The organism is Demequina aurantiaca (assembly GCF_000975135.1).
Classification (GTDB): Bacteria; Actinomycetota; Actinomycetes; order Actinomycetales; family Demequinaceae; genus Demequina; species Demequina aurantiaca.
The window spans coordinates 332487-357999 of the sequence record NZ_BBRF01000002.1; the positions used below are offsets into that span (position 1 = coordinate 332487).

General features: G+C 63.7%; 22 protein-coding genes. 15 read left to right on the forward strand and 7 right to left on the reverse strand.

Going from position 1 to position 25513, the window contains the following annotated elements:
• Window position 1 precedes the first annotated feature (1 nt).
• On the forward strand, window positions 2-259 hold the full coding sequence (locus AOP73_RS10000) for a hypothetical protein (RefSeq protein WP_061965523.1): 258 nt from the start codon (window positions 2-4) through the stop codon (window positions 257-259).
• On the opposite strand, the gene AOP73_RS10005 is transcribed toward AOP73_RS10000, so the two are convergent.
• The gene (locus tag AOP73_RS10005; protein WP_061965525.1) at window positions 256-2055 is read right to left on the reverse strand and encodes an AMP-dependent synthetase/ligase; all 1800 of its coding nucleotides are present in this window, start codon (window positions 2053-2055) and stop codon (window positions 256-258) included. The two genes, AOP73_RS10000 and AOP73_RS10005, sit on opposite strands and share 4 nt — an antisense overlap.
• A gap of 75 nt (window positions 2056-2130) precedes the next feature.
• On the opposite strand from AOP73_RS10005, the gene AOP73_RS10010 reads away from it, so the two are divergent.
• The 4 genes from AOP73_RS10010 (at window position 2131) to AOP73_RS10025 (ending at window position 6467) form a co-directional block, all read left to right on the forward strand.
• A complete protein-coding gene (locus AOP73_RS10010; protein WP_061965527.1) occupies window positions 2131-3096 on the forward strand; it encodes an ROK family glucokinase in 966 nt (321 codons plus the stop codon).
• Window positions 3097-3129: 33 nt separating this feature from the next.
• On the forward strand, window positions 3130-3837 hold the full coding sequence (locus tag AOP73_RS10015) for a lysophospholipid acyltransferase family protein (RefSeq protein WP_061965529.1): 708 nt from the start codon (window positions 3130-3132) through the stop codon (window positions 3835-3837).
• Window positions 3838-3913: 76 nt separating this feature from the next.
• Window positions 3914-5113 (forward strand): pyrophosphate--fructose-6-phosphate 1-phosphotransferase, encoded by a 1200-nt coding sequence (locus AOP73_RS10020; RefSeq protein WP_061965531.1) that lies wholly within the window; start codon window positions 3914-3916, stop codon window positions 5111-5113.
• Window positions 5114-5117: 4 nt separating this feature from the next.
• Window positions 5118-6467 (forward strand): class II 3-deoxy-7-phosphoheptulonate synthase, encoded by a 1350-nt coding sequence (locus AOP73_RS10025; protein ID WP_061965533.1) that lies wholly within the window; start codon window positions 5118-5120, stop codon window positions 6465-6467.
• Window positions 6468-6552: 85 nt separating this feature from the next.
• Here AOP73_RS10025 and pknB read toward each other — a convergent pair whose 3' ends face one another.
• Together pknB and AOP73_RS10035 are read right to left on the reverse strand one after the other, a co-directional pair.
• Entirely contained in the window at window positions 6553-8508 is a 1956-nt protein-coding gene (gene pknB / locus AOP73_RS10030; RefSeq protein WP_061965535.1) for a Stk1 family PASTA domain-containing Ser/Thr kinase, read from the reverse strand.
• A 64-nt stretch (window positions 8509-8572) separates the two neighbouring features.
• Complete coding sequence (locus AOP73_RS10035) at window positions 8573-9907, reverse strand: LysM peptidoglycan-binding domain-containing protein (RefSeq protein ID WP_152650631.1); 1335 nt, start codon at window positions 9905-9907, stop codon at window positions 8573-8575.
• A gap of 70 nt (window positions 9908-9977) precedes the next feature.
• On the opposite strand from AOP73_RS10035, the gene AOP73_RS10040 reads away from it, so the two are divergent.
• Window positions 9978-10328: an Rv2175c family DNA-binding protein gene (locus AOP73_RS10040; RefSeq protein WP_061965539.1), complete on the forward strand. Its 351-nt coding sequence runs from the start codon at window positions 9978-9980 to the stop codon at window positions 10326-10328.
• A 9-nt stretch (window positions 10329-10337) separates the two neighbouring features.
• Here AOP73_RS10040 and AOP73_RS10045 read toward each other — a convergent pair whose 3' ends face one another.
• Window positions 10338-11414, reverse strand: a complete 1077-nt coding sequence (locus AOP73_RS10045) for a polyprenyl synthetase family protein (protein WP_061965541.1) — start codon at window positions 11412-11414, stop codon at window positions 10338-10340.
• Window positions 11415-11522: 108 nt separating this feature from the next.
• Here AOP73_RS10045 and AOP73_RS10050 point away from each other — a divergent pair, with 108 nt between their 5' ends.
• Complete coding sequence (locus tag AOP73_RS10050; RefSeq protein ID WP_061965543.1) at window positions 11523-12605, forward strand: DUF4192 domain-containing protein; 1083 nt, start codon at window positions 11523-11525, stop codon at window positions 12603-12605.
• Window positions 12606-12906: 301 nt separating this feature from the next.
• A complete protein-coding gene (locus AOP73_RS10055) occupies window positions 12907-14295 on the forward strand; it encodes an RNA polymerase sigma factor (protein ID WP_269078524.1) in 1389 nt (462 codons plus the stop codon).
• Window positions 14296-14387: 92 nt separating this feature from the next.
• On the opposite strand, the gene AOP73_RS10060 is transcribed toward AOP73_RS10055, so the two are convergent.
• Entirely contained in the window at window positions 14388-15251 is an 864-nt protein-coding gene (locus tag AOP73_RS10060) for a TspO-related membrane protein (RefSeq protein ID WP_061965547.1), read from the reverse strand.
• A 103-nt stretch (window positions 15252-15354) separates the two neighbouring features.
• On the reverse strand, window positions 15355-16365 hold the full coding sequence (locus tag AOP73_RS10065; protein ID WP_061965549.1) for an EamA family transporter: 1011 nt from the start codon (window positions 16363-16365) through the stop codon (window positions 15355-15357).
• A gap of 107 nt (window positions 16366-16472) precedes the next feature.
• Between AOP73_RS10065 and AOP73_RS10070 the strand changes: the two genes are divergently transcribed.
• The 7 genes from AOP73_RS10070 (at window position 16473) to AOP73_RS10100 (ending at window position 22924) form a co-directional block, all read left to right on the forward strand.
• A complete protein-coding gene (locus AOP73_RS10070; RefSeq protein WP_061965551.1) occupies window positions 16473-16817 on the forward strand; it encodes a hypothetical protein in 345 nt (114 codons plus the stop codon).
• Window position 16818: 1 nt separating this feature from the next.
• Window positions 16819-17292, forward strand: coding sequence for a GNAT family N-acetyltransferase (locus tag AOP73_RS10075; RefSeq protein ID WP_061965553.1), 474 nt, complete (start codon window positions 16819-16821; stop codon window positions 17290-17292).
• A gap of 68 nt (window positions 17293-17360) precedes the next feature.
• The gene (locus AOP73_RS10080; protein WP_061965555.1) at window positions 17361-19460 is read left to right on the forward strand and encodes a DNA gyrase/topoisomerase IV subunit B; all 2100 of its coding nucleotides are present in this window, start codon (window positions 17361-17363) and stop codon (window positions 19458-19460) included.
• 147 nt (window positions 19461-19607) lie between these two features.
• On the forward strand, window positions 19608-20381 hold the full coding sequence (locus AOP73_RS10085) for a hypothetical protein (protein ID WP_152650632.1): 774 nt from the start codon (window positions 19608-19610) through the stop codon (window positions 20379-20381).
• 84 nt (window positions 20382-20465) lie between these two features.
• Window positions 20466-21212 (forward strand): class F sortase, encoded by a 747-nt coding sequence (locus AOP73_RS10090; protein WP_084626791.1) that lies wholly within the window; start codon window positions 20466-20468, stop codon window positions 21210-21212.
• A 36-nt stretch (window positions 21213-21248) separates the two neighbouring features.
• Window positions 21249-22592, forward strand: a complete 1344-nt coding sequence (locus tag AOP73_RS10095) for a threonine/serine exporter family protein (protein WP_160295469.1) — start codon at window positions 21249-21251, stop codon at window positions 22590-22592.
• Window positions 22565-22924: a hypothetical protein gene (locus AOP73_RS10100; protein ID WP_152650633.1), complete on the forward strand. Its 360-nt coding sequence runs from the start codon at window positions 22565-22567 to the stop codon at window positions 22922-22924. The genes AOP73_RS10095 and AOP73_RS10100 overlap by 28 nt, the downstream gene beginning before the upstream one ends.
• A gap of 104 nt (window positions 22925-23028) precedes the next feature.
• On the opposite strand, the gene AOP73_RS10105 is transcribed toward AOP73_RS10100, so the two are convergent.
• Entirely contained in the window at window positions 23029-25488 is a 2460-nt protein-coding gene (locus AOP73_RS10105; protein ID WP_061965563.1) for a DNA gyrase/topoisomerase IV subunit A, read from the reverse strand.
• Window positions 25489-25513: the final 25 nt, after the last annotated feature.

Sequence of the window (25513 nt, forward strand, 5' to 3'; positions counted from 1 at the left end):
CATGATTATTGATTGCGACACCTGCGAGGTGCGAGACAAGGCGTGCGGCGATTGTGTCGTGTCCTTCCTCACCATTCCGGTGCGCGCCGGGGCGGCTGCCCCACGCGACACGCATGGAGTGTGGATGGACGCGGAGCAGGAGGCTGCCGTCGAGGCGTTGGTCGCTGGCGGGCTCGTACCGCCGCTGCGACTGGTCCACAGTGCGGAGCCACGCTCGCTGCCGCCTCGGGTGGCGAGGACCGGCCAGCACGCGAGCTAGTCCTCGGGCGAGTCCCTGCGCGCATAGACACGCTCGACTGCGTCGGCGTAGTCGGCCAGAACTCGATCACGCTTGACCTTGAGCGACGGCGTGAGCGTGCCGGCCTCGACGGTGAAGTCGTCCTCGAGGATCTCGAAGTTGCGCACCGACTCGGCGCGCGAGACAACGGAGTTCGCGCGCTTAATGGCCTTCTCTACCCGGGCTCGCACGCGAGGATCGCGAGCCGCCTCGGCTACGCTCATGTTCTCGATTCCCTTGCTCTTGAGCCAACCGGGCAGACCTTGCTCGTCCAGTGTGACGAGCGCACCGATGAAGGGACGCCCATCCCCAACGACAATGCACTGGCTGACCAGAGGGTAGGCGCGCAAGCGGTCCTCGATGACAGCGGGTGCCACGTTCTTTCCGCCCGCGGTCACGATGATCTCCTTCTTGCGACCGGTGATTCGCACATAGCCGTCGGCGTCCTCCTCGCCAAGATCGCCCGTCATGAACCAGCCGTCCTTCATGGTCGCGGCGGTCGCATCGGGGTTGCGGTGGTACCCGTCGAAGAGCGTCTCTCCGCGCATCAGGATCTCGCCGTCGTCGGCGATTTTTGACTCAAGTCCGGGGAGCGGCGGACCGACCGTGCCCATCTTGACCAGTTCGGGCCGGTTGACATGTGATGCCGCATTCGTCTCGGTGAGCCCGTAGCCCTCCAGCACAGTGAGTCCGAGCCCGCGATAGAAGTGACCCAGTCGCTCACCGAGCGGCGCCGAGCCGGACACCGCCCAGGTGGCCCGCCCGCCGAGGACGTCGCGTATCTTTCCGAGCACCAACTTGTCCGCAATTCCATGACGCGCCTTGAGCGCCAAGGACGGGCCGTGGGGGTTGTCCAGCGCCGTCGAGTAGTCGATGGCTTGCTTGGCCGCCCAACGGAAGATTTTGACCTTGCCACCGAGTTCGGCTTTCTGTTCCGCACCCGCGTAAACCTTCTCAAAGACGCGTGGCACGGCGAGCACCAGGGTGGGCTTGAGCGAACCCATCATGGGCACGAGCTGTGCGGCATCCGGGCAATAGCCGATGCGCATGCCGGAGGCGAGCAGTACCACCTGGATCATTCGCGCGAGTGAATGAGCGAGCGTGAGGAACAGGACGGTGCTGCCGTCCTTTTGGAACACCACGCCGGGAGCGATTTCCTGGATGCCCTTGATCTGCCTCAGGTAGGCAAAGTGGGAGAGGCGCACGCCCTTGGGTCGACCAGTGGTGCCGGATGTATAAACAATGGTGGCGAGATCCTGTTGCCCGGGGCCAGCCTTACGCTCCATCAACGTGTCGTCGCTCACCTTCGCACCATCCTCGATGAGCTCATCGAGGATGCCGTGATCAATGACATACACGTCGTTGAGGGGGGACTCCGTGTCCGCGGCAACAGCGTGGGCGAGGGCAGCGTGCGCATCGGTCTCGACGAACAGCACCGACATGTCGGAATCGGAGGAAATCCAGTCAACCTGAGAACGTGCTGACGTGTCATAAATGGGGATCGGGATGGCGCCGGCTGACCAAATGGCAAAGTCCAACACTGACCACTCGTAGCGCGTGCGAGCCATGATGCCGACGCTCTGGTGAGGTTCAATTCCGCGCGCAATGAGCCCTTTGGCGACGTCATCGACCATTTGTCGGAACTCGTAGCCGGTGAGGTCAACCCATGCATCGTCAACCATGTGGCTGACCAGGACGCGGTCACCGTAGCGTTCCCAGGCGTTGTTCACCTCCACCACGATGTTGGGGGCATAGTCGGGGTGAGCGTTGGCTGGCATTCTTGACTCCATTGTCATTGACCGGGTAGGGAAACGATACTCTTTCTGGTGTTGATCAAGTGACCGGGGGAGAGTATGACGAAGCACGCAATCGGTGTGGATATTGGCGGAACCAAGATTGCCGTAGGTGTCGTGGACGAGCACGGCGCGATTGTGGCGAAGACTCGCCGCAAGACGCAGCCCCAGGATCCCGCCAGCATCGACTCCGCAATCGCCGATGCGGTCGCTGAGTTGGCTCAGAACTACGAGTTCCACGCCGTGGGCTTGGCGGCCGCGGGATTCGTCTCCGCCGATCGTGCGCACGTGACCTTTGCCCCAAACATCGCCTGGCGCGAGTACCCGCTCGCCGCCAATGTCTCGGCGCTGATTGGCCGCCCCGACATCACCGTGGTGGTTGAGAACGACGCCAACGCGGCCGGATGGGCGGAGTACAAGTACGGCGCGGCACGAGACGCCACCAACATGGTGATGCTCACTATCGGGACTGGACTGGGCGCCGCGCTCGTGGTCGACGGCCGCCTGGTTCGCGGTCAGTACGGCTTTGGTGCCGAGCTGGGGCACTTCCGAGTCGTTCCTGGAGGTCACGCGTGCGGATGTGGGCACCGCGGCTGCTGGGAGCAGTATGCGTCTGGCTCGGCCTTGGTACGCGAGGCACACCGCGCGGGTGTGGAGCGGCCGGTCCGCTCAGCGGCACTCCTCGAGCTCGCAGGCGGAAGCGCCGCAGGCATCACAGGTCCGCATGTGACGACGGCAGCAGTGGCGGGCGACGAGCTCGGCATCGAGTTGCTCGCAGAGCTCGGCTCATGGATCGGACAGGGCTGCGCCTCTCTGGCCGCAGTTCTCGACCCCGAACTATTCGTCGTTGGGGGCGGCGTGATTGCGGCGGGAGACTTGATGCTCGAGCCAGCCCGCGCATCGTACTCCGAATATTTGCCCGCACGCGGGCACCGTCCGATCGCGTCGATTGTGGCCGCGGATATGGCAAACGACGCCGGAATTGTGGGCGCGGCCGCCCTGGCGCGCGAGGCGACCGGGGAGTAACCGGCTAGCCTGAGAAGCCAGGAAAGGACGCGGATGTACTACGGGTTGTTTAAGCACGTACTTTTGGGGCCGGGCCTCAAGACGTATTATCGACCCTGGGCGGAAGGCGTAGAGAATGTGCCGGCTGCAGGCGGCGCGATCCTAGCGTCGAACCACCTGTCATTTTCTGATTCCGTCTTCCTACCGCTCGTCCTCAAGCGCAAAGTCGTATTTCTCGGCAAGGCTGAATACTTCACGGGCAAGGGCATCAAGGGCTACGGCACCAAAGCCTTCATGCAGGGCGTGGGGGTCATCCCCGTCCACCGTGGGGGAGGGAAGGCTTCCGAGGCCGCGTTGCGCACGGGACTTGAGGCGCTCCAAGGCGGTGACCTGCTTGGCATTTACCCGGAAGGCACCCGCAGCCCCGATGGGCGTCTATTCCGCGGCAAGACGGGCATGGCGCGGATGGCCATTGAGGCGCAGGTGCCCATCGTTCCTGTGGCCATGATCGACACGGATATCGCACAACCCATCGGGCAACGGGTGCCATCTCGCCATCCCATTGGCGTGCGCATCGGCAAGCCGATCACCCATCAGCCCTACGTGGGGATGCAGGACGACCGCGTCGCATTGCGCACCTTCACCGACAGTGTGATGGAAGCGATACGTGAACTGTCGGGCCAGGAGTATGTCGACCGCGATTCCGCGCAATATAAGCGTGAACTCGAGCGCGAGAACCGCGCCAACGGCGACTCCGCCTAGCTGGCGGCTTTGGCCATTATTCTTCGCCCCTAGAATGGGCGTGAAATCACCTAAGCATTGAACTGAAAGGTATGTCATGACGGTACGTCGCGTTGCACTGCTCACCGCCGGAGGGTTCGCCCCCTGCCTGTCCTCCGCAGTTGGTGGACTGATCGAGCGTTACACCGAGATCGCGCCGGAGGTCGAGATCATCGCCTATGAGCACGGCTACTGGGGCCTGCTGCTCGGCAAGAAGACTGTCATCGACGATGAGGTGCGCGCCAAGGCCGGCATCCTGCACGAGTTCGGGGGGTCGCCCATCGGTAACTCACGCGTCAAGCTCACCAACCGTGAGGACTGCGTCAAGCGCGGTCTGGTCCAGGAGGGGCAGGACCCGCTCGCGGTGGCCGCGGAGCGTCTCAAGGCGGACGGGGTGGACGTGCTTCACACCATCGGTGGAGACGACACCAACACGACGGCCGCAGACCTCGCCGCCTACCTGTCAGAGAACGACTACGACCTGACCGTCGTGGGACTTCCCAAGACCATCGACAACGATGTGGTACCGATTCGCCAGTCGCTGGGTGCGTGGACCGCTGCCGACGAGGCCGCAGGGTTTGCACGCAACATCATCGGCGAGCACCGTTCCGGTCCGCGCATGTTGATCATTCACGAAGTCATGGGTCGTGCCTGTGGTTGGCTCACCGCCGCCGCGGCAGCGTCGTACCGCAAGGACCTCGACACCCGTGAGTTCCTGCCCGGAATTGGCTTGACCAAGGAGCGTTGGGACATCCACGCCATCTACGTCCCGGAGTCCAAGCTGGACCTGGATACGGAGGCAACGCGCCTACGTACCGTGATGGATGAGGTCGGAAACGTCAACATCTTCCTGTCGGAAGGCGCTGGAGTGCCCGAGATCATCGCGGAAATCGAGGCATCCGGTGGAACCGTTGACCGCGACCCGTTCGGTCACGTCAAGCTCGACACCATCAATCCCGGTGCGTGGTTCGCTAAGCAGTTCGCGGAGCGCCTTGGAGCTGAGAAGGTCATGGTTCAGAAGTCCGGCTACTTCTCGCGTGCCGCGGCCGCGAACGCCGAGGACCTTCGCCTCATCAAGTCGATGACCGACCTGGCGGTGGAGTGTTCGCTGCGCGGTGAGTCCGGCGTGATCGGCCACGACGAGGAGGACGGCGACCGTCTCAAGGCCATCGCGTTCCCGCGCATCGCCGGCCACAAGGCATTCGACACCACGACGCCCTGGTACACCAACATGCTGTCCGAGATTGGTCAGGCATAGCGCGATGACTCAGGCCGATCTTCAGGCCGCGGGAGTGGACTCGTTCCTTTCCTGTGAGGCCAAACAACAGCCCGTGTGGCCAGACGCGGAGGCGCTCAAGCGTGCCACCGACCGGCTCCGTGAGGTTCCACCGCTGGTCTTTGCCGGGGAGGCAGACGTACTCCGCGAGCAGCTCGCGGCCGCCGGTCGCGGCGAGGCATTCGTGCTGCAGGGCGGTGACTGCGCGGAGGTCTTCTCCGAGGCAACCGCCGACCGCATCCGCAACAAGATCAAGACGATCCTGCAGATGGCCGTCGTTCTTACGTATGGCGCCTCGACGCCAATCGTCAAGATCGGACGCATGGCCGGGCAGTATGCGAAGCCGCGTTCGTCGAACGATGAAACGCGCGACGGAGTCACCCTTCCCGCATACCGCGGTGACATCGTGAATTCGTCTGCGTGGTCGCCAGAGTCGCGTATTCCCAACCCCGAACGCCTGCTCGACGCGTACCACGTGTCCGCGTCCACGTTGAACCTCATTCGTGCCTTCACGACCGGTGGATTCGCGGACCTGCGCCGTGTTCACGCCTGGAACAAGGGCTTCGCCGCCAATCCTGCATACGCGAAGTATGAGCAGACGGCCGCCGAGATCGACCGTGCAGTGCGCTTTATGGCGGCCGCAGGCGGCGACTTCGACGCGCTCAAGACTGTCGAGTTGTTCTCTAGCCACGAGGCGCTCTTGCTGGACTACGAGCACGCGCTCACGCGCATCGATTCCCGCACGGGGCTCGCATATGACTGCTCCGCACACTTCCTTTGGATTGGCGAGCGCACCCGCGAGTTGGACGGCGCCCACGTGGAGTTCATGTCCAAGATTCACAACCCGATCGGTGTGAAGCTCGGACCCACCACCAAGCCCACGGACGCTCTCGCTCTCGCTCAGCGCCTCAACCCGGACAACATTCCTGGGCGACTCACGTTTGTGGCGCGTATGGGCGCGGACAAGGTGCGGGAAGTGCTGCCGAGCTTGGTCGAGGCGGTGCGTGACGCAGGAGTGGTTGTCACGTGGATGACGGATCCGATGCACGGCAACACCTTCACGTCCGACTCTGGCTACAAGACGCGTAAGTTCGACACGATCCTGGACGAGGTCACCGGATTCTTTGAGGTGCACCGCAACGCAGGCACGGTGCCGGGCGGAATTCACGTCGAACTCACCGGCGACGACGTCACCGAGGTCATGGGCGGTACTGAGGAGATTGATGACGAAGGCCTTGCCCGTCGTTACGAGACCAAGGTTGACCCGCGTCTGAACCACCAGCAATCGCTGGAGATGGCCTTCAAGGTGTCGGAGTTACTCTCGCACCAGCCGTAGAGGATTCTCCGGCACTGAGAACGGCGCCCGCACCCCTCACAGGGGTGCGGGCGCCGTTTGCGTTGGTTCCTGTCGCGCTCGTGCGTCAGTTGTAGATCAGGACGATGGTGGTGCCGCGTTCGACGTCGGTGCCGGGCGCAATCGACTGGTCCGCGATCTGGTTCCGGGTGCTGAACGGCCAGCGGGCGCGCAGCTCGGGCACCAGACCGACGTCCTTCGCGGCCTGCACAGCCTCGTCTACCGGGTCGAAGACAAAGTTGGGGACGTCGACCAGGGGAGGGCCGTCCGAGACCCAAATGGTGATCGCATCGGTTCGGGTGCCGGTGTCGCCTGCTGCGGGGTCCTGCTTGAAGACCTTGCCCTTGTCTTGCTCCGCACTACGCTCGCGCTTGACGGTGACCACGAGTGCATCGTCTGCGAGCGTCTCCTGGGCATCGGCTTCAGTGCTGCCAACGACGTTGGGGATTTCGATGGGTTCGGGTCCGTCGGACACGACGAGGTTGATGGTGGTGTCGTGGCGAACTGATTCACCAGCCTCCGGATCCTGCTCGAGAACCTCACCCTTCTTGACCGTGTCGGAGAACTTCTTTTCGGAGTCCCCAACCTTGAACCCGGCTTCGCGGATGTCGTTGATCGAGTCGCCTTCAGTGGCACCGACGAGGGAGGGCACCGTGGTCATCTTGGGGCCCTGGGAGACGATGATGGTGACCTTGGCGCCGTTGGGGACCTGCTTTTGGCTGGTGGGATCGGTAGCGATCACGATACCTTCAAGAACGACGTCGTCATATTCAAACTGTGTCTCGGTGACCAACCCCGCTGCTTGAAGAGCCTTTTCCGCCTCCTGCTGGGTGCCGGTGACGGTGGGCACCGTGGTGTAGGCGCCCGGTCCAATCGAGTTGTACCACCAGAATCCGACGCCGCCGAGAACCAGGATTGCAGCGAGAATCGCGCCGGCCCACCACAGGCCACGGCGCTGTGGTGCGAGCGGTTCGCGTGCCTCGGGATCGTCCTCAATGAGGGTGGCGGCGTTTGTCACGGGCGCGAACGCCGACTCGCCTAGGCCTATGGGAAGGGCTACGGTGGCACCGGCTGGAGCGGGATCGAATACCGTGGTGGCGTCATCGTCGCGGTCCATGAGGGCGATGGATCCCGAGGGTGGATCGGCCCGACGGTCGAGCGTGGGGTCATCGATGAGAGCGCGGGCCTGGCGCACCATGGTGAGCGCGACGGCAGCGTCATGGGGACGCTCGTCGGGATCGCGGGCTACAAGGTTCGCGACTAATTCGTCGAATTCGGGGGGTAGCCAGGCAACTGACTGTGATGGTGCGGGCACATCCTCGTGCACGTGGCGCGTGGCGACGTCGATGGCGGAGTCGCCCGTGAACGGCTGATGACCGGTGACCATTTCGTAAAGAAGGATGCCGGCCGCGTAGACGTCGGTGCGCGCGTCCTGGGTGCCTCGTGACACCAATTCCGGACCCAAATAGGCAACGGTGCCCATGATGGTTCCGGTTGACGTGGAGGTGACCTCGGTGACGGCACGCGCGAGTCCGAAATCGGCGACCTTGGTCCGTCCATCCTCGTCAAGGAGTACGTTCTCCGGCTTGATATCGCGGTGCACGAGGTGCTGACGATGGGCTGCGGCGAGTGCGTCCAGTACGCCCTCGGTCACAGTAAGGGCCTCGCCAAGGGTCAGGCAACCCTCGTGGTTCATGCGCTGGCGTAGGTTCTCGCCCTCGACGTACTCCATGGTGAGGTAGGAGATTTCGCCGTCGATGCCTTGGTCGTAGACCCGCACCATTCCGGGGTGCGTCAGGCGGGCGGCCGCCTTCGCCTCGCGTCGGAAGCGCGCAGTGAACTCCGTGGAGTCGAGGTCGGAGCCAAGTCCAGCGCGCATGACCTTGAGTGCAACGAGGCGTTCGAGGCGCTTGTCGAAGGCCAAGTACACGGTGGCCATGCCACCCGCGCCGACGCATTCGCGCACCACATAGCGGCCGTCGATGAGACGGCCGAGCAACGGGTCAGTGATGGTCTCGGACACAGGGTCATTCTAAGCCGGTCATGCCGCGCGCAAGGCAAAGCCACGAGCGGTAGTGACACATCTGTTACTGGAAGCGCGTCATCAGCGACTTAACGCTGGACACGTAGCGCACGGTGTCGGTGTAGAGGCCGTACTTACGCACAGCAGTCTCACCCTGGTAATAGCCGCCAATCGCGTCGGACAGCGGGGTGCCATCGCGCTGGAGTTTCTTCAGGATGGCGACACCGGCGGTCACGTTGTCCTGGGGGATGAGTAGGTTGAGGTCTCGTCCCACGATTTGCGATGCCCATTCGCCCGAAGACGGGATGACCTGCATGACACCAATGGCGTTGGCCGGGGACACCGCGCGCATGTCGAAACCTGACTCTTGGTAGGCGACTGCCTGGGCGAGGGCCGGATCGACGCCCATTTGCTTGGCAGTGGCGATGATCATCGCCTGCATCTGGGACTTGGATGGCACGTCCATCGACTTCAGCGTGGCCTTGTTCTGGTTCGCGGCTCCCACGACGGGAGCGGAGTAGGTGCGGCCCAGGAACGTGTCTCCGACGAGTCCGCTGGCCTGGTTGGAGAATTCATTGACGTTGTTCTTGGTCGCGACCTTGGGCTCACCCGACGACGTCGCGGTGACCTTCGTGACGTTGGAAACGGTGGACGCGGTAGCGCCGGGGATGGTGAGGTTCTGGCCCACGTGAATGACGGCTGACTTGCTCAGGCCGTTCGCATTGATGATGGCGGTAATGGTTGAGCCGTATTTGCGCGCAATCCCCCAGACGGTGTCGCCCGACGAGACCTTATACGTTCCGATTGACGCCGCGGACTTAGTGGTGCTCGTGGACTCCGACGACGACGTGGACTTAGACGTGGCCGCTGTGGTCGTGGTCTCGGCGGCAGTGCCGGCCTTGCCCGGAATGGTGAGCTTCTGGCCCACGTGGATGATGGCGGACTTGTTGAGGCCGTTCGCGCTGATGATCGCGGAAATCGTCGTGCCGTACTTGCGCGACAGGTCCCAGACGGTGTCACCGCTGACGACCTTGTGGGTACCAGTGGCACTGCTCGTGGTCTTGGTGGTCGTCACCTTTGCGGGCGCCGATGCGGTGGCGGACGTCGTGTGGGTGGGAATCGTGAGGGTGGTGCCCGTGTAGATCGTCGCGCGTGAGTTCAGGCGGTTGGCCTCGATGATCGCGTTGATGGTGCTGCCGTAGCGGTGCGCGAGGGCACTGACGGTGTCCCCGTTATTGACCTTGTGCTGCTCGTCTGCGCTAGCGGCGGTGGCGCCAAAGGCGGTGAAAGCGATGGCTGCGGCGGTGCCGAGTGCGGCAATTCGAGTCGCTGGACGTGACGGACCAAGATTTCCCACGATGACCTCCCTGATGATGCGCATGTGTTGGATGTTACTCATGTTACAAAAGTGAATCTAACCCACTCCGTAGGTGTGCGCAAGGGGGTCCACGTGTTTGTACGCTTGCGCTATGACTCAATCGACGCAGTGGCTGACCATCCCCGAATTTGCAGTGGAACTGGGCGTGGAAGCAGGCGATGTCCGCGACAAGATCCGCGAAGGCAAGATCGTGGCGGTGCGCCGAGGGGAAAACAACACGTGGCAGCTGCCCGCTGGCTTCATCATTCCGGGCGCGGTGAGCCCGCACATCATCCCCACGTTGCGCGGCACGTTGACTCTGCTCTCGGACGTCGGCCTGTCCGACGAGGAAGCCATGGAGTGGCTTCTGGAGCCGGCCAAGGAACTCGGCATGTCGCCCCTTGATGCGCTCCGTGAGGGGCAGCGCGCCCCGGTGCGCAGGCTCGCGCAGACGCTGCTCTAAGAAAGGGTTTTACGCGGCTCGGTCCGTCGCGGCGTTGAAGAGTGAGGTCAACAGTTCCACTCCATGCGGATCAAGTTCGAGTGCCGCGAGTTGCGTCGCTGCGTTGCTGGCGAGTGTCGCGATCTCCTGTTCGACCAGATCCAGGGCGTCGGTAGCAGCGATGACGGCGACGGCTTCGGCAACCTCGTCATCGTTGGCGTCCCGTCGCCCGAGCGTCGCTTGAAGACATGCCCTGCCCGCGGCATCGGTGACCTGCCAGGCCCGCCACGCCAGCATCGTCCGCTTGCCTTCGCGGATGTCGTCCCCCGCAGGCTTCCCAGTGACGGCGGGGGAGCCAGTGAGGCCGAGCACGTCGTCCCTCAATTGAAATGCGATTCCGAGCGGAACGCCGAGGGCTCGTATCGCTGTGATCGAATCGGCGGACGCCCCCGCGCAAGCGGCACCGAGCGCCAAGGGAAACTCGGCTGAGTATGACGCTGTCTTGGTGCGCATGACGTCTCGAATGGCAGATTCCTGGTCACCGAGTGTTGCCAGTGGCTGCGCGGCAACCCGCATGTCGAGGTATTGACCGACAGTGACGAGCTCGGCCATGTCCGCGAACAGGGCGGTCGCAGTCGCTGAATCCTTGGGGCCCAGGGGCTGCACGGCGTCGAAGAGTGCCCGGTGCGCGGCCATGAGGGTCAGATCGCCGGCCAAAATTCCCGCGGCCGCACCAAAATCATCGGCAGACCCGAGCCAGTCGTGACGGCGGTGCAGGTCGGCGAGGATGCGGTGGGCAGCGGGCCGTCCGCGTCGAGTGTCCGAGTCGTCAAGCACGTCGTCGTGAAGAAGTGCCGCGGTTTGGAACATCTCCACGGCCGCGCCGATGCCAAGGGCCGCCTCCAGCTGATGGCCACGGTGAGCGTCGTGCGCCGCGGCAATCAGTTGCGCGCGCAGACGCTTGCCCCCGCTGGACGATGCGGTGATCTGGTCGGTGATCTCCGTGGCGGCCGCACCTGCCGGGGCTGTCGCGCTGGCAGTTTTGGCGAGGGTGGCAGCGACGCGGTCGTCGACGGCGCGGGCGCGTTCGGTTAGCAGGTTGTCCACGCGTCAAGCGTAGAGCGCTTATGTCCACAGGCTGACGCGGCGCGGTGGTCATCCACACAATGCGCGACAGCACAGACGCGAGGGACTATTCACGGCCACGGTTGAAGCATGACTATTCCAACACTTCGTGGTCCCGGCGAACTGCTCGCCACCCTGCCGTCAATTCTCGGCTTCACGCCGGTCGAGTCGGTCGTGATCGTCGGCATACGACACGGCGGCGAGATTGGCGCAATCATGCGGGTGGACCGCGAGGATTGCCTCGTTTCCGAGACTCTGGAGCCGATGTCGCGTGCCGTCGCCGCGCAGCTGGCCCGGGACGCCACTCAGGCTGTGATTCTGGTGTCGTATACCGATTGCCCTGTTCGAGTCTGTTGCGAGGCCGCCGATGCGTTGCGTGCGCAGGTGGCGGACACTGTGCCTCAGGTGGACACCTGGGCCGTCGCGCGCGGTCGTTATTTCGCGCCCGGCTGTGCGGATGTGGCGTGTTGCCCCATCGAAGGTCGTGCGGTGCCAGAACCCACCGCGACGATGGTTCCGAATCCCGGGATGGCGACGATGTGCGCTTCACCTTCGCACTCGCGGTCACGCAACCTGTGGGGGACCGCGCCCGCGCTGGAACGCCGTAGGTGCGCTCGTGCTGCTGACCGATGGGCCGGCAAGGGGGAGGGTGATGAGGACACATGGAGACGGCGGAGCCTTGAACTGTGGCAGCAGCACCTGATTCGAGGCATGAGCCCCGAGGCAGTTCTCCGCGAGGCGGACATGGGCAAGTTGATTGCTGGCATAGCCGATGTGCGGGTGAGGGATTCTTTGATCGTCTGGCTCATACCGGGCTCAAGCGCTGCGATCGATGACGTTCTCGCCGGAATCCCCTCGGAAGCGGTCTCGAGGGCGCTAGACGCAATTCTTGATCCACAGCACGCGATGATGCTTGACGACGTGCAGTGCGCCGCACTCCGGCGCGTAATCGGCGCGTGTGTGGCAAACGGACGACGCAAGGACGCTGCACCTCTCCTTGCGGTGCACGCGCTAGTGGAGTGGTGGGCGGGTGATGCAGAAGCCGGGCTCTCCCTCTGCGGCGCCGCGATCGCCAGCGCACCCGGCTACCGTCTCGCGGAGCTGATCCGGGCTACTATTCGTGCGGGCATCACTCCGGGCTGGCAGGCACAAGGCGGACAATTGGGGCGCTAGGGCACACCGGTAAAAGATCTTTCCTCGAAATTGGTGCAAATCGCCGTCCCGGGGAACGATTCGGTTGACAGTCGCGTTACACTTTAATGGATTTGCGCGACGCGGCGAAGAGCCTTCTGAGCGTAGTTTCGCTACCACTTCTACGTAGCCCCGCTGCCGTCAGAGAGGATCCTCGTGTCGCCCCACAACCCTGACCCTCTTGGTCGTTGTGTTGCGGGGGCGCCTGGTGTCAACCTCGTTCGATGTGCAAGTCCAGCCGTGCGAACCCTTACCTGACGCTTCGTGCGTCGCAAGCCCGTTAGTGTCCAAGCCCTCCGCCGCATCGGCGAAGGCAATGAAGAAGGAGAAGGCCACGACTACCGCAGCCTCACCCAAGACCACCGCTACTAAGGCAAGCGCCAAGGGCGCCACCAAGAAGACGGCCGCTAAGAGCGCGCCAGAAGCAGTGGAGACCGAGAAGGACGCGAAGCCGGTAACACGCAAGAAGGCCGCCGCGCCCAAGAAGGAAGCTGCGCCTAAGAAGGCCGCAGCGACCAAGAGCACTGCTGCCGCGAAAAAGGCTGCGGCACCTACCGCCGCGGCCAAGCGGGCAGCAGCGAAGCGAGCCAAGGAAGACGCCGAGGCTCAGGCGCGAAGTGTCGAAAACCAGGATGCCCCTGTCGCTCAGGTCGAGGACGAGCCCGTTGAGGCCAAGCCAAAGGATGAGGACTCTGAAGAGCGTGGCTACGTCCTGCGTAGCGCTGACGACGATGCGCCCGTGCAGCAGGTCTTCACCGCTGGTGCCACAGCCGACCCTGTCAAGGACTACCTCAAGCAGATCGGTAAGGTTGCCCTGCTGAACGCCGAGCAGGAGGTCGACCTCGCCAAGCGCATTGAGGCCGGCCTGTTTGCCGAAGAGAAGCTCGGCTCCGGTGAGAAGATCGCGCCCAAACTGCGTCGCCAGCTGGAGTGGATCGCGAACGACGGTCGCCACGCCAAGAATCACCTGCTCGAGGCCAACCTGCGACTGGTGGTGTCGCTCGCGAAGCGTTACACCGGTCGCGGCATGCTGTTCCTGGACCTGATCCAGGAAGGAAACCTCGGTCTGATCCGTGCCGTCGAGAAGTTCGACTACACCAAGGGGTATAAGTTCTCGACCTACGCCACGTGGTGGATCCGTCAGGCCATCACGCGCGCCATGGCCGACCAGGCCCGCACCATTCGTATCCCCGTCCACATGGTCGAGGTCATCAACAAGCTCGCACGCGTGCAGCGCCAGATGCTGCAGGACCTGGGCCGTGAGCCCACGCCCGAGGAACTTGCCGCAGAGCTCGACATGACGCCCGAGAAGGTCGTCGAGGTCCAGAAGTACGGCCGCGAGCCCATCTCTTTGCACACGCCACTTGGCGAGGACGGCGACAGCGAGTTCGGTGACCTCATCGAGGACTCCGAGGCCGTCGTCCCTGCAGACGCCGTGGGCTTCACGCTGCTCCAGGAGGAGCTCAGCAAGGTGATGGACACCCTCAGCGAGCGCGAGGCCGGCGTGGTCGGTATGCGCTTTGGTCTCACCGATGGTCAGCCCAAGACGCTCGACGAGATTGGTCGAGTGTTTGGCGTGACTCGCGAGCGCATTCGTCAGATCGAGTCCAAGACGATGTCGAAGCTGCGTCACCCCAGCCGCTCACAGGTACTGCGCGACTACCTGGACTAAGCGCTCCCACATCACGCAACAATGCCCCCACGCTCTAGAGCGTGGGGGCATTGTTGCGTTGTTTGGGCGGGGTCGCAGTGACCTCGTGACTCCTACCGAGGTGCCAGGGGATCCTTGCGGCCGATGTACGACCAGTCGCGCACCGCGAACGGAGTCGCGAGGGCGACAATGGCGGCGAGCCCGGCGGCCCAGCCCACCGCAACGCTCTCGGGCGAGTCGGTCAGCCTTCCGGTGGCAATCCACCACAGACCCCAGGCAATGGCAACTCCGGTGGCGATGCTCAAAGCAGTTGAGGCTCGCAGTCCTCGCACAATCGCGACGGCAAGCACCGCGGCCACTACCAGGACAGCGATCGCGAAGCCTACGCCGTCTCCCGCCGCGAAATCGTCGATACCGCTCGCGATCGTGGCAGTGATGTCAGCCAGGGTCGCGACGACCACCCAGCCCAGATACAGGCCCACTGGTACGTCCGTGGTGAGACGCTCAGCCCATGACGACGGGGGAGTGGCAGCCAAACGTTTGGCCACCACCGCGAGCACTGCCGCCAGCACAGCAATCACCGCTACCGATGCCCAGAGCCAGCCCGCCTGAACCACTCCGATCCAAGCGGCGTTCAGCAGCATCGACGCGAGCACCCACCACGACGTGGCACGCAGCCGCGGGTCGGTCGCGTGACTCGGTAGGAACTGGAAGATCGCGAAGACGACGAGACCCAGGTAGATGACCGACCAAATGGAGAAGGCCGTCGATGCGGGTGCGAGCAGCGTCGCGTCGGCAGCAAGCGCGCCCCCTGCCGCGTCCTGGATGGGGGTGCCGCCAAAGGCACCGGAGCCCCAAGCCGCGCCGACGATTGCAACGATGGCGCCAATCAAGACCGTCCAGCGTCGCGCAGTATCCGCGCTGGTACGGGCCTGGGTAATGGGATCTGTTGATGACCTGGTGTGTGAGTGTGCCATGGTTTTTCCTCCTGCAAGGTCAAACCTATGCCACACGCAAAATCTTCCCGGCATCGGCCGATGGGGTGGCTGAGACATCGCTTTCCGGCTCGGGAGAGAACGGCTATGGAACGGCGGGAGGAGCCTCGACCACTGATTCCTCAGTACTCACCAAGGTCTGGTCCCCGGGTCTCGTGCGCGCTGTCTGCGCCACCACGATTCCCACCAAAACGAGGGCGGCACCACCTACCTGAAGCGTGGACAGCGTCTCGCCCAGCCATGCCCAGGCGACGATGAACGCAAAGAGCACCTCCGACGAGGCGAGTATGCCGACCGCGGTCGCGGATAGATGACCGAGGGCCGAGAAGATCAGCACGAAGGGGGCGAAGGCCCCAAGTGTGACAACAAAGAGCAGGGGCAGCCAGACCGGGACGACGATGGATTCGAAGGCACCAGAAAGCGAGACATCAGCGGCCAGAGTGGAGGGATCGAGCGTCCACCATGCTGAAAAGACACCCCAGAAAGCGCTGGCGAAGACGGATGCCCAGAACGCGACAGCCATGGGCGGCATGGCTGCCACCACACGTTCACCCATGATGAAGTAGAACGCGTAGGTGATGGCGGCTCCGAACGCGGCGAGCACGCCGAGCAGGGCTAAAGTGCTGTTCCACACTTGTGCCACAACAGCGAGTCCCACGAGCACTGCACCGATCGCGAACCACAGCCGAGGTTGGACGCGTTCGTTGAAGATGAGCCACGCGGCGAGAGCGACGAATACCACCGCGGTGTACTCAATCAACAGGGCGACGCCCACGGGCAGAATCGAGATTGCGACCGCGTAGAGCCACTGGATCATCGCGAGTCCGCCAATGCCGAGCGCGGCGAGATTGAAGAGTTGACGCCGAGTAGGTCGAAACTGCGACCGGTCGCTAACGAGCAGCACAGCACCGGCGATGATGACCGTCGAGAGTACGCGAAAGAATGTTAACTGGGCCGGGCTGACGCCCGCACCGATGACCACCTTCGAAACCGAGCCGTTGATGCCAAACAGTGCGGCACCAACGATCACGTAGATCGCGCCGCGAGCAGGCGACGTGGCCCGACGTGCCGGGACGTCGGGAGATGGCGTGGTCACGAGCGCAATCGTACGCCGCGGAGGCGTCCTGGAGCCGCGTGTGCAGGCATCATCGGCGAGGCAGCCGCGATAACATCGTGGCCAACGACTTTTAAGGAAAGAGCTCCATGGACGCCCTGCGCTACATCCTCCTGATTCTGCACTTCATCGGCCTGGCCGCGATCCTCGGCCCGTTCCTCGGACAGTGGACGGCGAAGGCCAAGAGCATCACCAAGACGATGGTCTGGGGTGCCCGCGCGCAGCTCGTGACCGGACTCGGACTCGTCGGCGTGGCCTACGCGAGCGACAACGAACCCGACCACGTCAAGATCGCGGTGAAGCTGCTCATCGCGCTCGCAATCGTCGCGATTTGCGAGGCCAACAACAAGAAGTCTGGCTCCGTCAGCACCGCCTGGTGGCTGGTTGGCGGACTGACCGTCGCGAACATCGTTGTCGCGGTGGTGTGGCACTAGCATGACGCTTGTCCGTGCCGCGACGCCGAGCGACGCTGCGGAGATCGTTCACCTCGGGGCGCTGATGTACAAGGCTGTAGGCGCCGCGCCCACTCCCATGTGGGCCGTCGACTCGACCAAACTCGTGGCCGAACGCATCGGCGACGATCTCATTGGCATGGTGATTGATGCGCCGGAAGGCGGCCTGGCGTGCTGTGGGCTGGTCAACGTCGCGCCACGCCTGCCTCGGCCCGGCATGCTCGCACACCACATGGGCTACGTGCAGTGGGTCTCCACGTCCGCGCAGCACCAGTACAAGGGATATGCGCGCGCCGTGATGGACGCGCTGCTTGAGGAGACCGACAAGCGTGGCATCGAAGTGGTCGAGTTGCATGCCAGCCCGCAGGGCCGCCGCATGTACGAGGACCTTGGGTTCTTCGTCAAGGACGACAACGTCGCGATGACGCAGCTGCGTAAGCGCAAAGGTCCGCAATAGCATTTCACCGCGTCGGAGTGCGGCGCGGCATGAAGGCGATGTCGTCCGCACAAACTACGCTGTAGCCCGTGGCTCAATCAGATTACTCAGCGCGTCATCTTTCCGTTCTCGAGGGACTCGAGGCGGTCCGCAAGCGTCCCGGCATGTACATCGGCACCACCGACTCGCGTGGGCTCATGCATTGCCTGTGGGAGATCATCGACAACTCGGTCGATGAAGCGCTCGGCGGCTTCGGCAATGAGATCGAGATCATCCTTCACCCCGATGATTCCGTGGAGGTGCGCGATAACGGGCGCGGCATCCCGGTCGACATCGAGCCCAAAACCGGACTGACCGGCCTCGAGGTCGTCATGACCAAGCTGCACGCGGGCGGAAAGTTTGGAGGCGGCTCGTACGCCGCGTCCGGTGGTCTGCACGGAGTGGGTGCCTCGGTGGTCAACGCTCTTAGCGAGCGCCTCGACGTATGGGTGGATCGTGGCGGCAAGACCCACCACATGGGCTTCCGCCGCGGTGAGCCGGGTTACTTCCAGGATCCTGCCAGCGGTCCGACGCCCGATGCCGACTTCGAACCGTTTATCACGGGCTCTGAGTTGCAGACCACGGGCAAGGTCGCCAAGGCCAAGACTGGCACGCGTATTCGCTACTGGTCCGACCGTCAGATCTTCAATAAGTCCGCGAGTTTCACGTACGAGGACCTCATTGTGCGGGCACGCCAGACGGCATTCCTGGTCCCCGGACTCACGCTCAGCGTTCGCGACCAGCGCGACCCCCTCGAGCCCATTGAGGAGAGCTTTCGTTACGAGGGAGGCCCGCGCGACTTCGTCGACTTCATTGCGCACGATGCCCCCGTCACCGACACGTGGGAACTCACCGGAAGCGGTTCCTACGTCGAGACCGTGCCGGTTCTCAAGCCCAACGGTCAATTGATCTCCGAAGAGGTGCAGCGCGACTGCCACGTGGACGTGGCCCTACGGTGGGGCAACGGATATGAGACCGAGGTGCGGTCCTTCGTCAACATCATCGCCACGCCCAAGGGCGGTACGCACCAGGCTGGCTTCGATGCCGGACTCACCAAGGTGCTTCGCTCCGCCATCTCGACCAACGCGCGCCGCCTCAAGCTGACCGGCAAGGACGGCGCGGAGAAGATTGAGAAGGACGACATCATGGCCGGCTTAACGGCGGTGGTGACGGTCCGGATCGCGGAGCCACAGTTCGAGGGACAGACCAAGGAGGTCCTAGGGACGGGACCGGTGCGCGGCATCGTTGCCAAGGTCGTGGAAAAGGAGCTACACGCGCTGCTCACATCTCCCAAGCGCGACCTCAAGACGCAGTCGACCAACGTGATGGAAAAGATCATCTCCGAGATGCGTGCCCGCGTCGCAGCGCGCAAGCAGAAGGAGATTTCGCGACGCAAGAACGCGCTCGAGACCTCGTCGCTGCCCTCCAAACTTGCGGACTGCCGCAGCAATGACGTGGAGACCAGCGAGCTGTTCATCGTGGAGGGTGACTCCGCTCTCGGCACGGCCAAGCTCGCTCGCCAGTCCGACTTCCAGGCGCTACTGCCCATCAGGGGCAAGATCCTCAATGTCCAGAAGGCCTCAGTGACGGACATGCTCCACAACGCGGAGTGCGCGTCGATCATCCAGGTGATCGGCGCCGGTTCGGGACGTACGTTCGATATCCCCGCGGCGCGCTACGGCAAGATCATTTTGATGACTGACGCCGACGTGGACGGTGCGCATATTCGCACGTTGCTGTTAACTCTTTTCTTCCGCTACATGCGCCCCATGGTGGATGCGGGTCGCGTGTACGCCGCTGTGCCCCCGCTGCACCGTATCGAGGTGATGGGTAGCCCGCGTCGCGAGAAGGAATACATCTACACGTACTCGGAGAAGGAACTTGTTGAGACGTTGAGCGACCTGCGTCGCAAGGGCCGCAAGTACAAGGAAGATATCCAGCGCTATAAGGGTCTCGGTGAGATGGATGCGGACCAGCTGGCTGAGACCACGATGGACCCCCAGCACCGCATGTTGCGCAAGATCACGGCGCATGACGCCGAGGGTGCGGAGCGCGTGTTCGAGTTGTTGATGGGTAACGACGTCGCGCCTCGTAAGGACTTCATTGTCGCCGGTGCTGCGAATCTGGATACCAACCGCATCGACATGTAGCCATCAGCTCGACCAATCCGAACGCCTCTTCCGGGCGAACCCCTGGTGGAACCGCTTCACGGTGAATGCAGATCGCATTCGCGGGGAAGCAGTTCCGTGGCAGGACCGACAACGGTCATCCACCAGTAGTGCAACGGAAAGGCAATCATGAAGATTCTCCGCACCTCAATGCTCCTCGCCGCAACCGGCCTGCTTGTCGCAGGCCCGGCATCGATGGCGATGGCAGCTGACGGAACATACGATGGCAGCATGTCCGAGCTCAACGGCTCGGGCGCCTCCGGAACCGCGCAGGTCAAGGTCGACGGCACGGAAGTGTCCGTCAACATTTCAGGCACGGGCTTTACCCCCAACGCTCCCCACGCACAGCACCTTCACGGTGACGTGTCAGGTAAGGACTTCGTGTGCCCCACTGACGCGGACGTCGAGGAACTCGACAAGGACGGCGACGGACTGCTCAGCACTCTCGAGGCAGCGCCGCTCTACGGTGGGGTGCTCATCGCACTGACGACCGAGGGCGACACCTCGCCCGACTCAGCACTTGCGGTGGACCGTTTTCCCACGGCCGATGCTGATGGCAACCTGGAATACAGCCGCACCTTCACGGTGACGCAGGATGTCGCAGACCAGATGGCCAACCTTCACATTGTGGATCACGGTATCGACCTCGATGGTTCGGGCACCTACGACGGTGACGTCAAGAGCTCGCTGTCTGAGGACCTCCCGCTAGAGGCGACCATCCCCGCCGCGTGTGGCGCACTCGGTGACGCACAGACCGAAGCAATGCCCGCCGGTGGAGTGGCAACCGGTGACGCCATGGGCGACACCTCGACGGCCGTGATCTACGGATCGGTGGCCCTCGCCGCGCTGGCTGCTGCCGGTGGAGTGGTGATGACCAACCGCCGCCGCACAGCAACCAAGTAACGGCGAAGTACTGAGGAGGGGCCGGGCCGAGGCATCGGTTCGGCCCCTCCGCAGTTCCGTCGCCTCGAACCCCAGGGAGTTCACATGTCTTACTCGGAAGCTCAGTCCAATCGTGGCCGCCTACCAGGCGGACGCCAAGCCTGGATGGTGGGCGCACTCGTCGCAGTGGCCCTGATCTTCGCGGCACTTGCCTGGGCCGCGACCCGGCCCGTCGTGCCCGAGCCGCTGGCACAGGACGCGCAGAGCCAAAGCCCCGCGGCAACGTCGTCCCCGGCCCCCACATCGACCCCATCGCAGCTGAACTCGCCCGCGCCGCGGCCATCAGCATCGGCGACACCCGTTCCCATTGATCTCACGGGCCGGGTCGAGCCAGCGATGACACGCCCGCCGCAGGCGGCACCAGCAACGTTGACGGTGAATTCCGTGGGGATCTCCACTAATCTCGAATCATTGGGACTGATGGACGATGGCACGCTGGCGACCCCAGTCGACACCGATTTGGCGGGATGGTACGACGGCGGGCCTAAGCCGGGCGCCGTGGGACCGGCGGTAATTGCGGGGCATGTGAGTTACGGCGGGGGAGAGTCAGTGTTCTTTCGCCTGAGCGAGATCGAGCGTGGCGACAAGATCACCGTGGCTCAGGAGGATGGATCGAACGTGAACTTTCGAGTGACTCGGGTGGAGCAGCATCCCAAGGATGAGTTCCCGACTCTCGCGGTTTATGGGAACACCGCCACACCTGAGCTCCGCCTCATTACGTGTGGCGGGGACGTCGACACCTCCACCGGCCACTTCTATGACAACGTCATTGTGTTTGCGCAGATGGAATAGCGACGGTGCAGCCGGATGGTGCGCCACAATGGAGGGGTGAGCGAACCAGACGACGTCCCCATCAAGGAAATGGTGCGGCCGGTGAGCGCCGACGAAGAAGCCATGGAGCCCGTCGAACTCATCGAGCAGTCGGGGGCCATCATGCGCACGGGCCGGCTCATGCTCGCCGCGGGAACCGCCAGCTACCGGGTGGCACAGGCGATGCAGGCCGTCGCACAATCACTCGGCGTCGACGCTCACCACGCCCAAGTGTCGCTGACTGACATCACCGCGACCTCGCGACGCGGGCGGATCTTCCGCACTGAACTCGTGACCAATAGTGTGTTCTCGGTCAACACCGACAGAATCGTCGCACTCGACCGGATGCGGCGCACTATGCCGGAACACACCACAGCCGCGGAAGTCCACAAGACTCTCGACAATATCGAGGCCCGAGGTGCGCGCTACCCGGTGATAGCGAACGCGGCGTTCGCCGGTGCGGCGTGCGGCGGGTTTGCACTCCTGAACCATGCGAGGCTACTCGAGATCGTCGCGGTGTTTTTGGCTGCAGGGCTAGGTCAGTATGTGCGGCGCCTCCTCATGATGCGTCACTTCAATATCTTCGGAGTCACCATGGCGGCCGCTGCGGTGGCGACCGGCGTCTATATGTCCAGCATGGCCCTGCTCAATGTCACAGGAGTCCAGGTGAGCACCCACGCCGCGGGCTATATATCCGCGGTGCTCTTCCTTTTGCCTGGGTTCGCTCTCATCACTGGAGCTCTCGACATGGCAAAAATGGATATCACTGCCGGGATATCGCGCATCGCCTTCGGAACCATGATCACGCTCGGCGCGACGGTGAGCGTGTGGGCGGTGTCGCTTTTCGGCACCCTGGAGATCAGCGAACGGCCCGAGGCGAACCTTCCTGTCGCAGCAGATATTGCACTGTGGGCGGGTGGCACCGCGGTTGGTGTGCTGGGCTTCGCGTTGATGTTCAATAGCGCCTGGCGGCTCGCGCTCTCCGCTGCCGCCATTGGTGCCATCGCCAATACCGGTCGTCTCTTTGCGATGGATCAGGGCGTCGCCATCCAGACCGCAACGGCGGCGGCGTGCGTGCTGGTGGGCGTGCTCGCCGCGTGGGCGGCCCGTGGCGGTCGCTTCCCCGTAATCACCTTGTCAGTGCCGGCCGTGCTCGTGATGGTGCCCGGGGTGACAGCCCATGAGGCGGTAGTGAGCCTCAACCGCGGTGACTATGGCACGGCCGTCGCCGGGGTGCTACTCGTGGTTCTGGTGGTGCTGTCCATCATGGTGGGGCTGGTTGTCGCTAAATTACTCACGGACCGAGAATGGGCCTTTACACAAACGGAGCAATCATGGCATCACATCGATACCGCGAAGTAGACCCCAGCCTTCCTGACGTGGGCAAGAGTGCGGGTGGGCCCAAGGAAATGACGCTCGACGACGCGAAGGCGATCATGGCGTCGACTGACGTGTTGGCACTTGGCCTGCTGCACGGATACCTGCGGTCATACGCGGCGACCGCAGGCGCGATCATGTTTGCCCCCGCCATTGCGGCGATCGCGCTGGTCCTAGGCTGGACCGGAGTCGCGATCATCTTCTTTGCATTGTTCGGCATGGCGGCCTGGGTCGTCATGGAAGCACGACGCCGCGCCCGCAAGTGGGAGTCCGTGGTGTCCACTCGTATTGCGCAGCTGACTGCTTCGCCAGGGTGACGCCAAGCCAGTCCTCGCCAGCCGCAGTGCAACGTGACGGTCGCTCAAACGCCCCTTGACGACCCTGAGGTTGCACTACGGAAGGAGGGGCGAGTGGTTGGACGCTAGCCGATCCCATGAACGGGCGCGCTGATCCGGGTGCCGGACCCGTCGCGTCGTCCAAACTCCTCGGGGAGGTCGATTGACTGACCGGCGCCGGAACTTGCGCGGGCGGGGCCGGTCCCGACCCAGGCTGACATCAGTGCATCCTCTCCACGAACAAACCGATGCGCGCGCACCCCACCAGTCGCCCGTCCCTTGGAGGGGTACTCGGCGAACGGGGTGACCTTGGCGCTACCGGGGGTGGTCCCAGGAAGGGCGGTCGACGGGCCAGCGATCGTGACCACCACTGGCGCTGTGGGATCGTCACCCTGGGCAGCATCGGCTGCGACGACGCCAAAGTAGGTGACCTTGGCGCCCGCGCTCAACTTGATGCCAGCCACACCACCACCGGCACGCCCCTGAGGGCGCACGAGCGAGGCGGCGAAGTGAAGAAGTTGGGCGTCATCGGTCACGAACACCAGCGAGTCGTCATCGGCAGCGAGTACAGCGCCGACCACCGCATCCCCATCCTTCAGCGAGATGACCTCCCACGCGTCCTTGTTGGGTGCGTCACCTGGGGCGACGCGCTTGACGACACCCTGAGCCGTACCCAGCGTGAGTGGTCGCTCGCCGGTCAGCGGAACGATGGATAGCGGCTCCTCGCCGCGCTCCAATGTCACCAGTTCCGTGAGCGGCACGCCGCCGCCCAGCGAAGGCGGCTCGGACGATGGAGCGAGCGCTGGCACGTCGAGCAAAGACAGGCGGACGATGCGCCCTAGTGTCGTCACGACGCCCACGTCCGCGCGTGCCGAGGCGGGGATCATGGCCCTGATGACGTCGTGCGAACTTCTGCGTCCCTCGGTGGGGACAGGGGAGTCGTCGGCAGTGCGCGCCACGAGGCCCGTGACCGAGAGCAACGCAAAGCACGCGGTGTCCTCGATCTCCATCGGGATAGCGGCGCTGCGAGACGAGGTTCCCGTGCCGACGGCACCGAGTGACGCAGGTGCACCAGCATCGGCCAGCAAGATGGTGCGGCGAGGCGTGCCGTACTCGGCAGCGGCGGCATCCATCTCGGTGCCGACGACGGATCGCAGGGTGGTGGGGGAGGACAGGATCTCCTCGAGCTCGGCGATCTCCGCAAGCAGTTTGGCCTTCTCCTCTTCCAGTTCGAGCTTGGAGAACTTGGTCAGGCGGCGCAGCCGCAGTTCGAGGATGTACTCGGCCTGAATCTCCGACAAGTCAAAGGCCGTCATCAGGCGCGAGCGCGCCTCGGCCACCTCCTCCGAGGACCGAATGATCTGAATAACGTCGTCGATGTCAAGAATTGCGATCAACAGGCCGTCGACCAGGTGCAAGCGGTCGAGACGTGCCTGGAGGCGGTGCTTGGAGCGGCGTGTCACCACGTTGATGCGGTGCCCCACCCACACGGCCAGCATCTCCTTAAGGCCCATGGTGCGCGGCTCGCCGTCAACGAGTGCCACGTTGTTGATGGAGAAGGACTCCTCAAGTGGGGTGTATCGGTACAGCTTCTCCAGCACGGCCTCGGGGTTGAAGCCATTCTTGATCTCGATCACCAGACGCAGGCCATGGTGGCGGTCGGTGAGGTCGGTCACGGCGCTGATGCCGTCCAGCTTCTTGTTGGAGACACCGTCCTTGATCTTCTCAATGACCTTCTCAGGGCCTACCAGGTATGGCAGCTCGGTGACGACGATTCCCTGACGTTTAGGGGTGACCTTTTCGATCCGCGTCGTGGCACGAGTCTTGAACGCCCCCTTACCGGTCTCGTAGGCCTGACGTACGCCATCGAGGCCCACGATCTTGCCGCCGGAGGGAAGATCCGGACCGGGCACAAAGCGCATCAGCTCGTCGAGGTCGGCCTTGGGGTTGGAGAGGAGATGGCGCGCGGCAGCGATGACCTCGATGAGGTTGTGTGGCGCCATATTGGTCGCCATTCCCACGGCGATTCCCGATGCCCCGTTGACGAGCAGATTGGGAATGGCGGCAGGCAGCACTTCTGGCTGCTGCAGCTTGTTGTCGTAGTTGGGGACAAAGTCGACGACGTCCTCGCCAAGATCAGCGGTGAGCGCCATCGACGCCTTGGCCAGTCGTGCCTCGGTGTAACGAGCGGCCGCGGGGCCGTCGTCGAGCGAGCCGAAGTTTCCGTGGCCGTCCACCAGCGGCAAGCGCAAGGAGAAGTTCTGGGCCATGCGCACCAGTGCGTCGTAGATGGCTGAGTCGCCGTGAGGGTGAAGCTTCCCCATGACCTCGCCGACCACGCGGGCGGACTTCACATAGCTGCGCTCCGGGCGCAGACCCATGTCCTGCATCATGTAGACAATGCGCCGCTGTACGGGCTTGAGGCCATCTCGCGCATCGGGAAGAGCGCGCGAGTAAATCACCGAGTAGGCGTACTCCAGGAACGAAGCCTCCATCTCGGCACTGACATCTATATCGACGATCTGCGAGTCCGACACGTCGGTCATCTCACTCCTCAGGAACAGCGTGGGT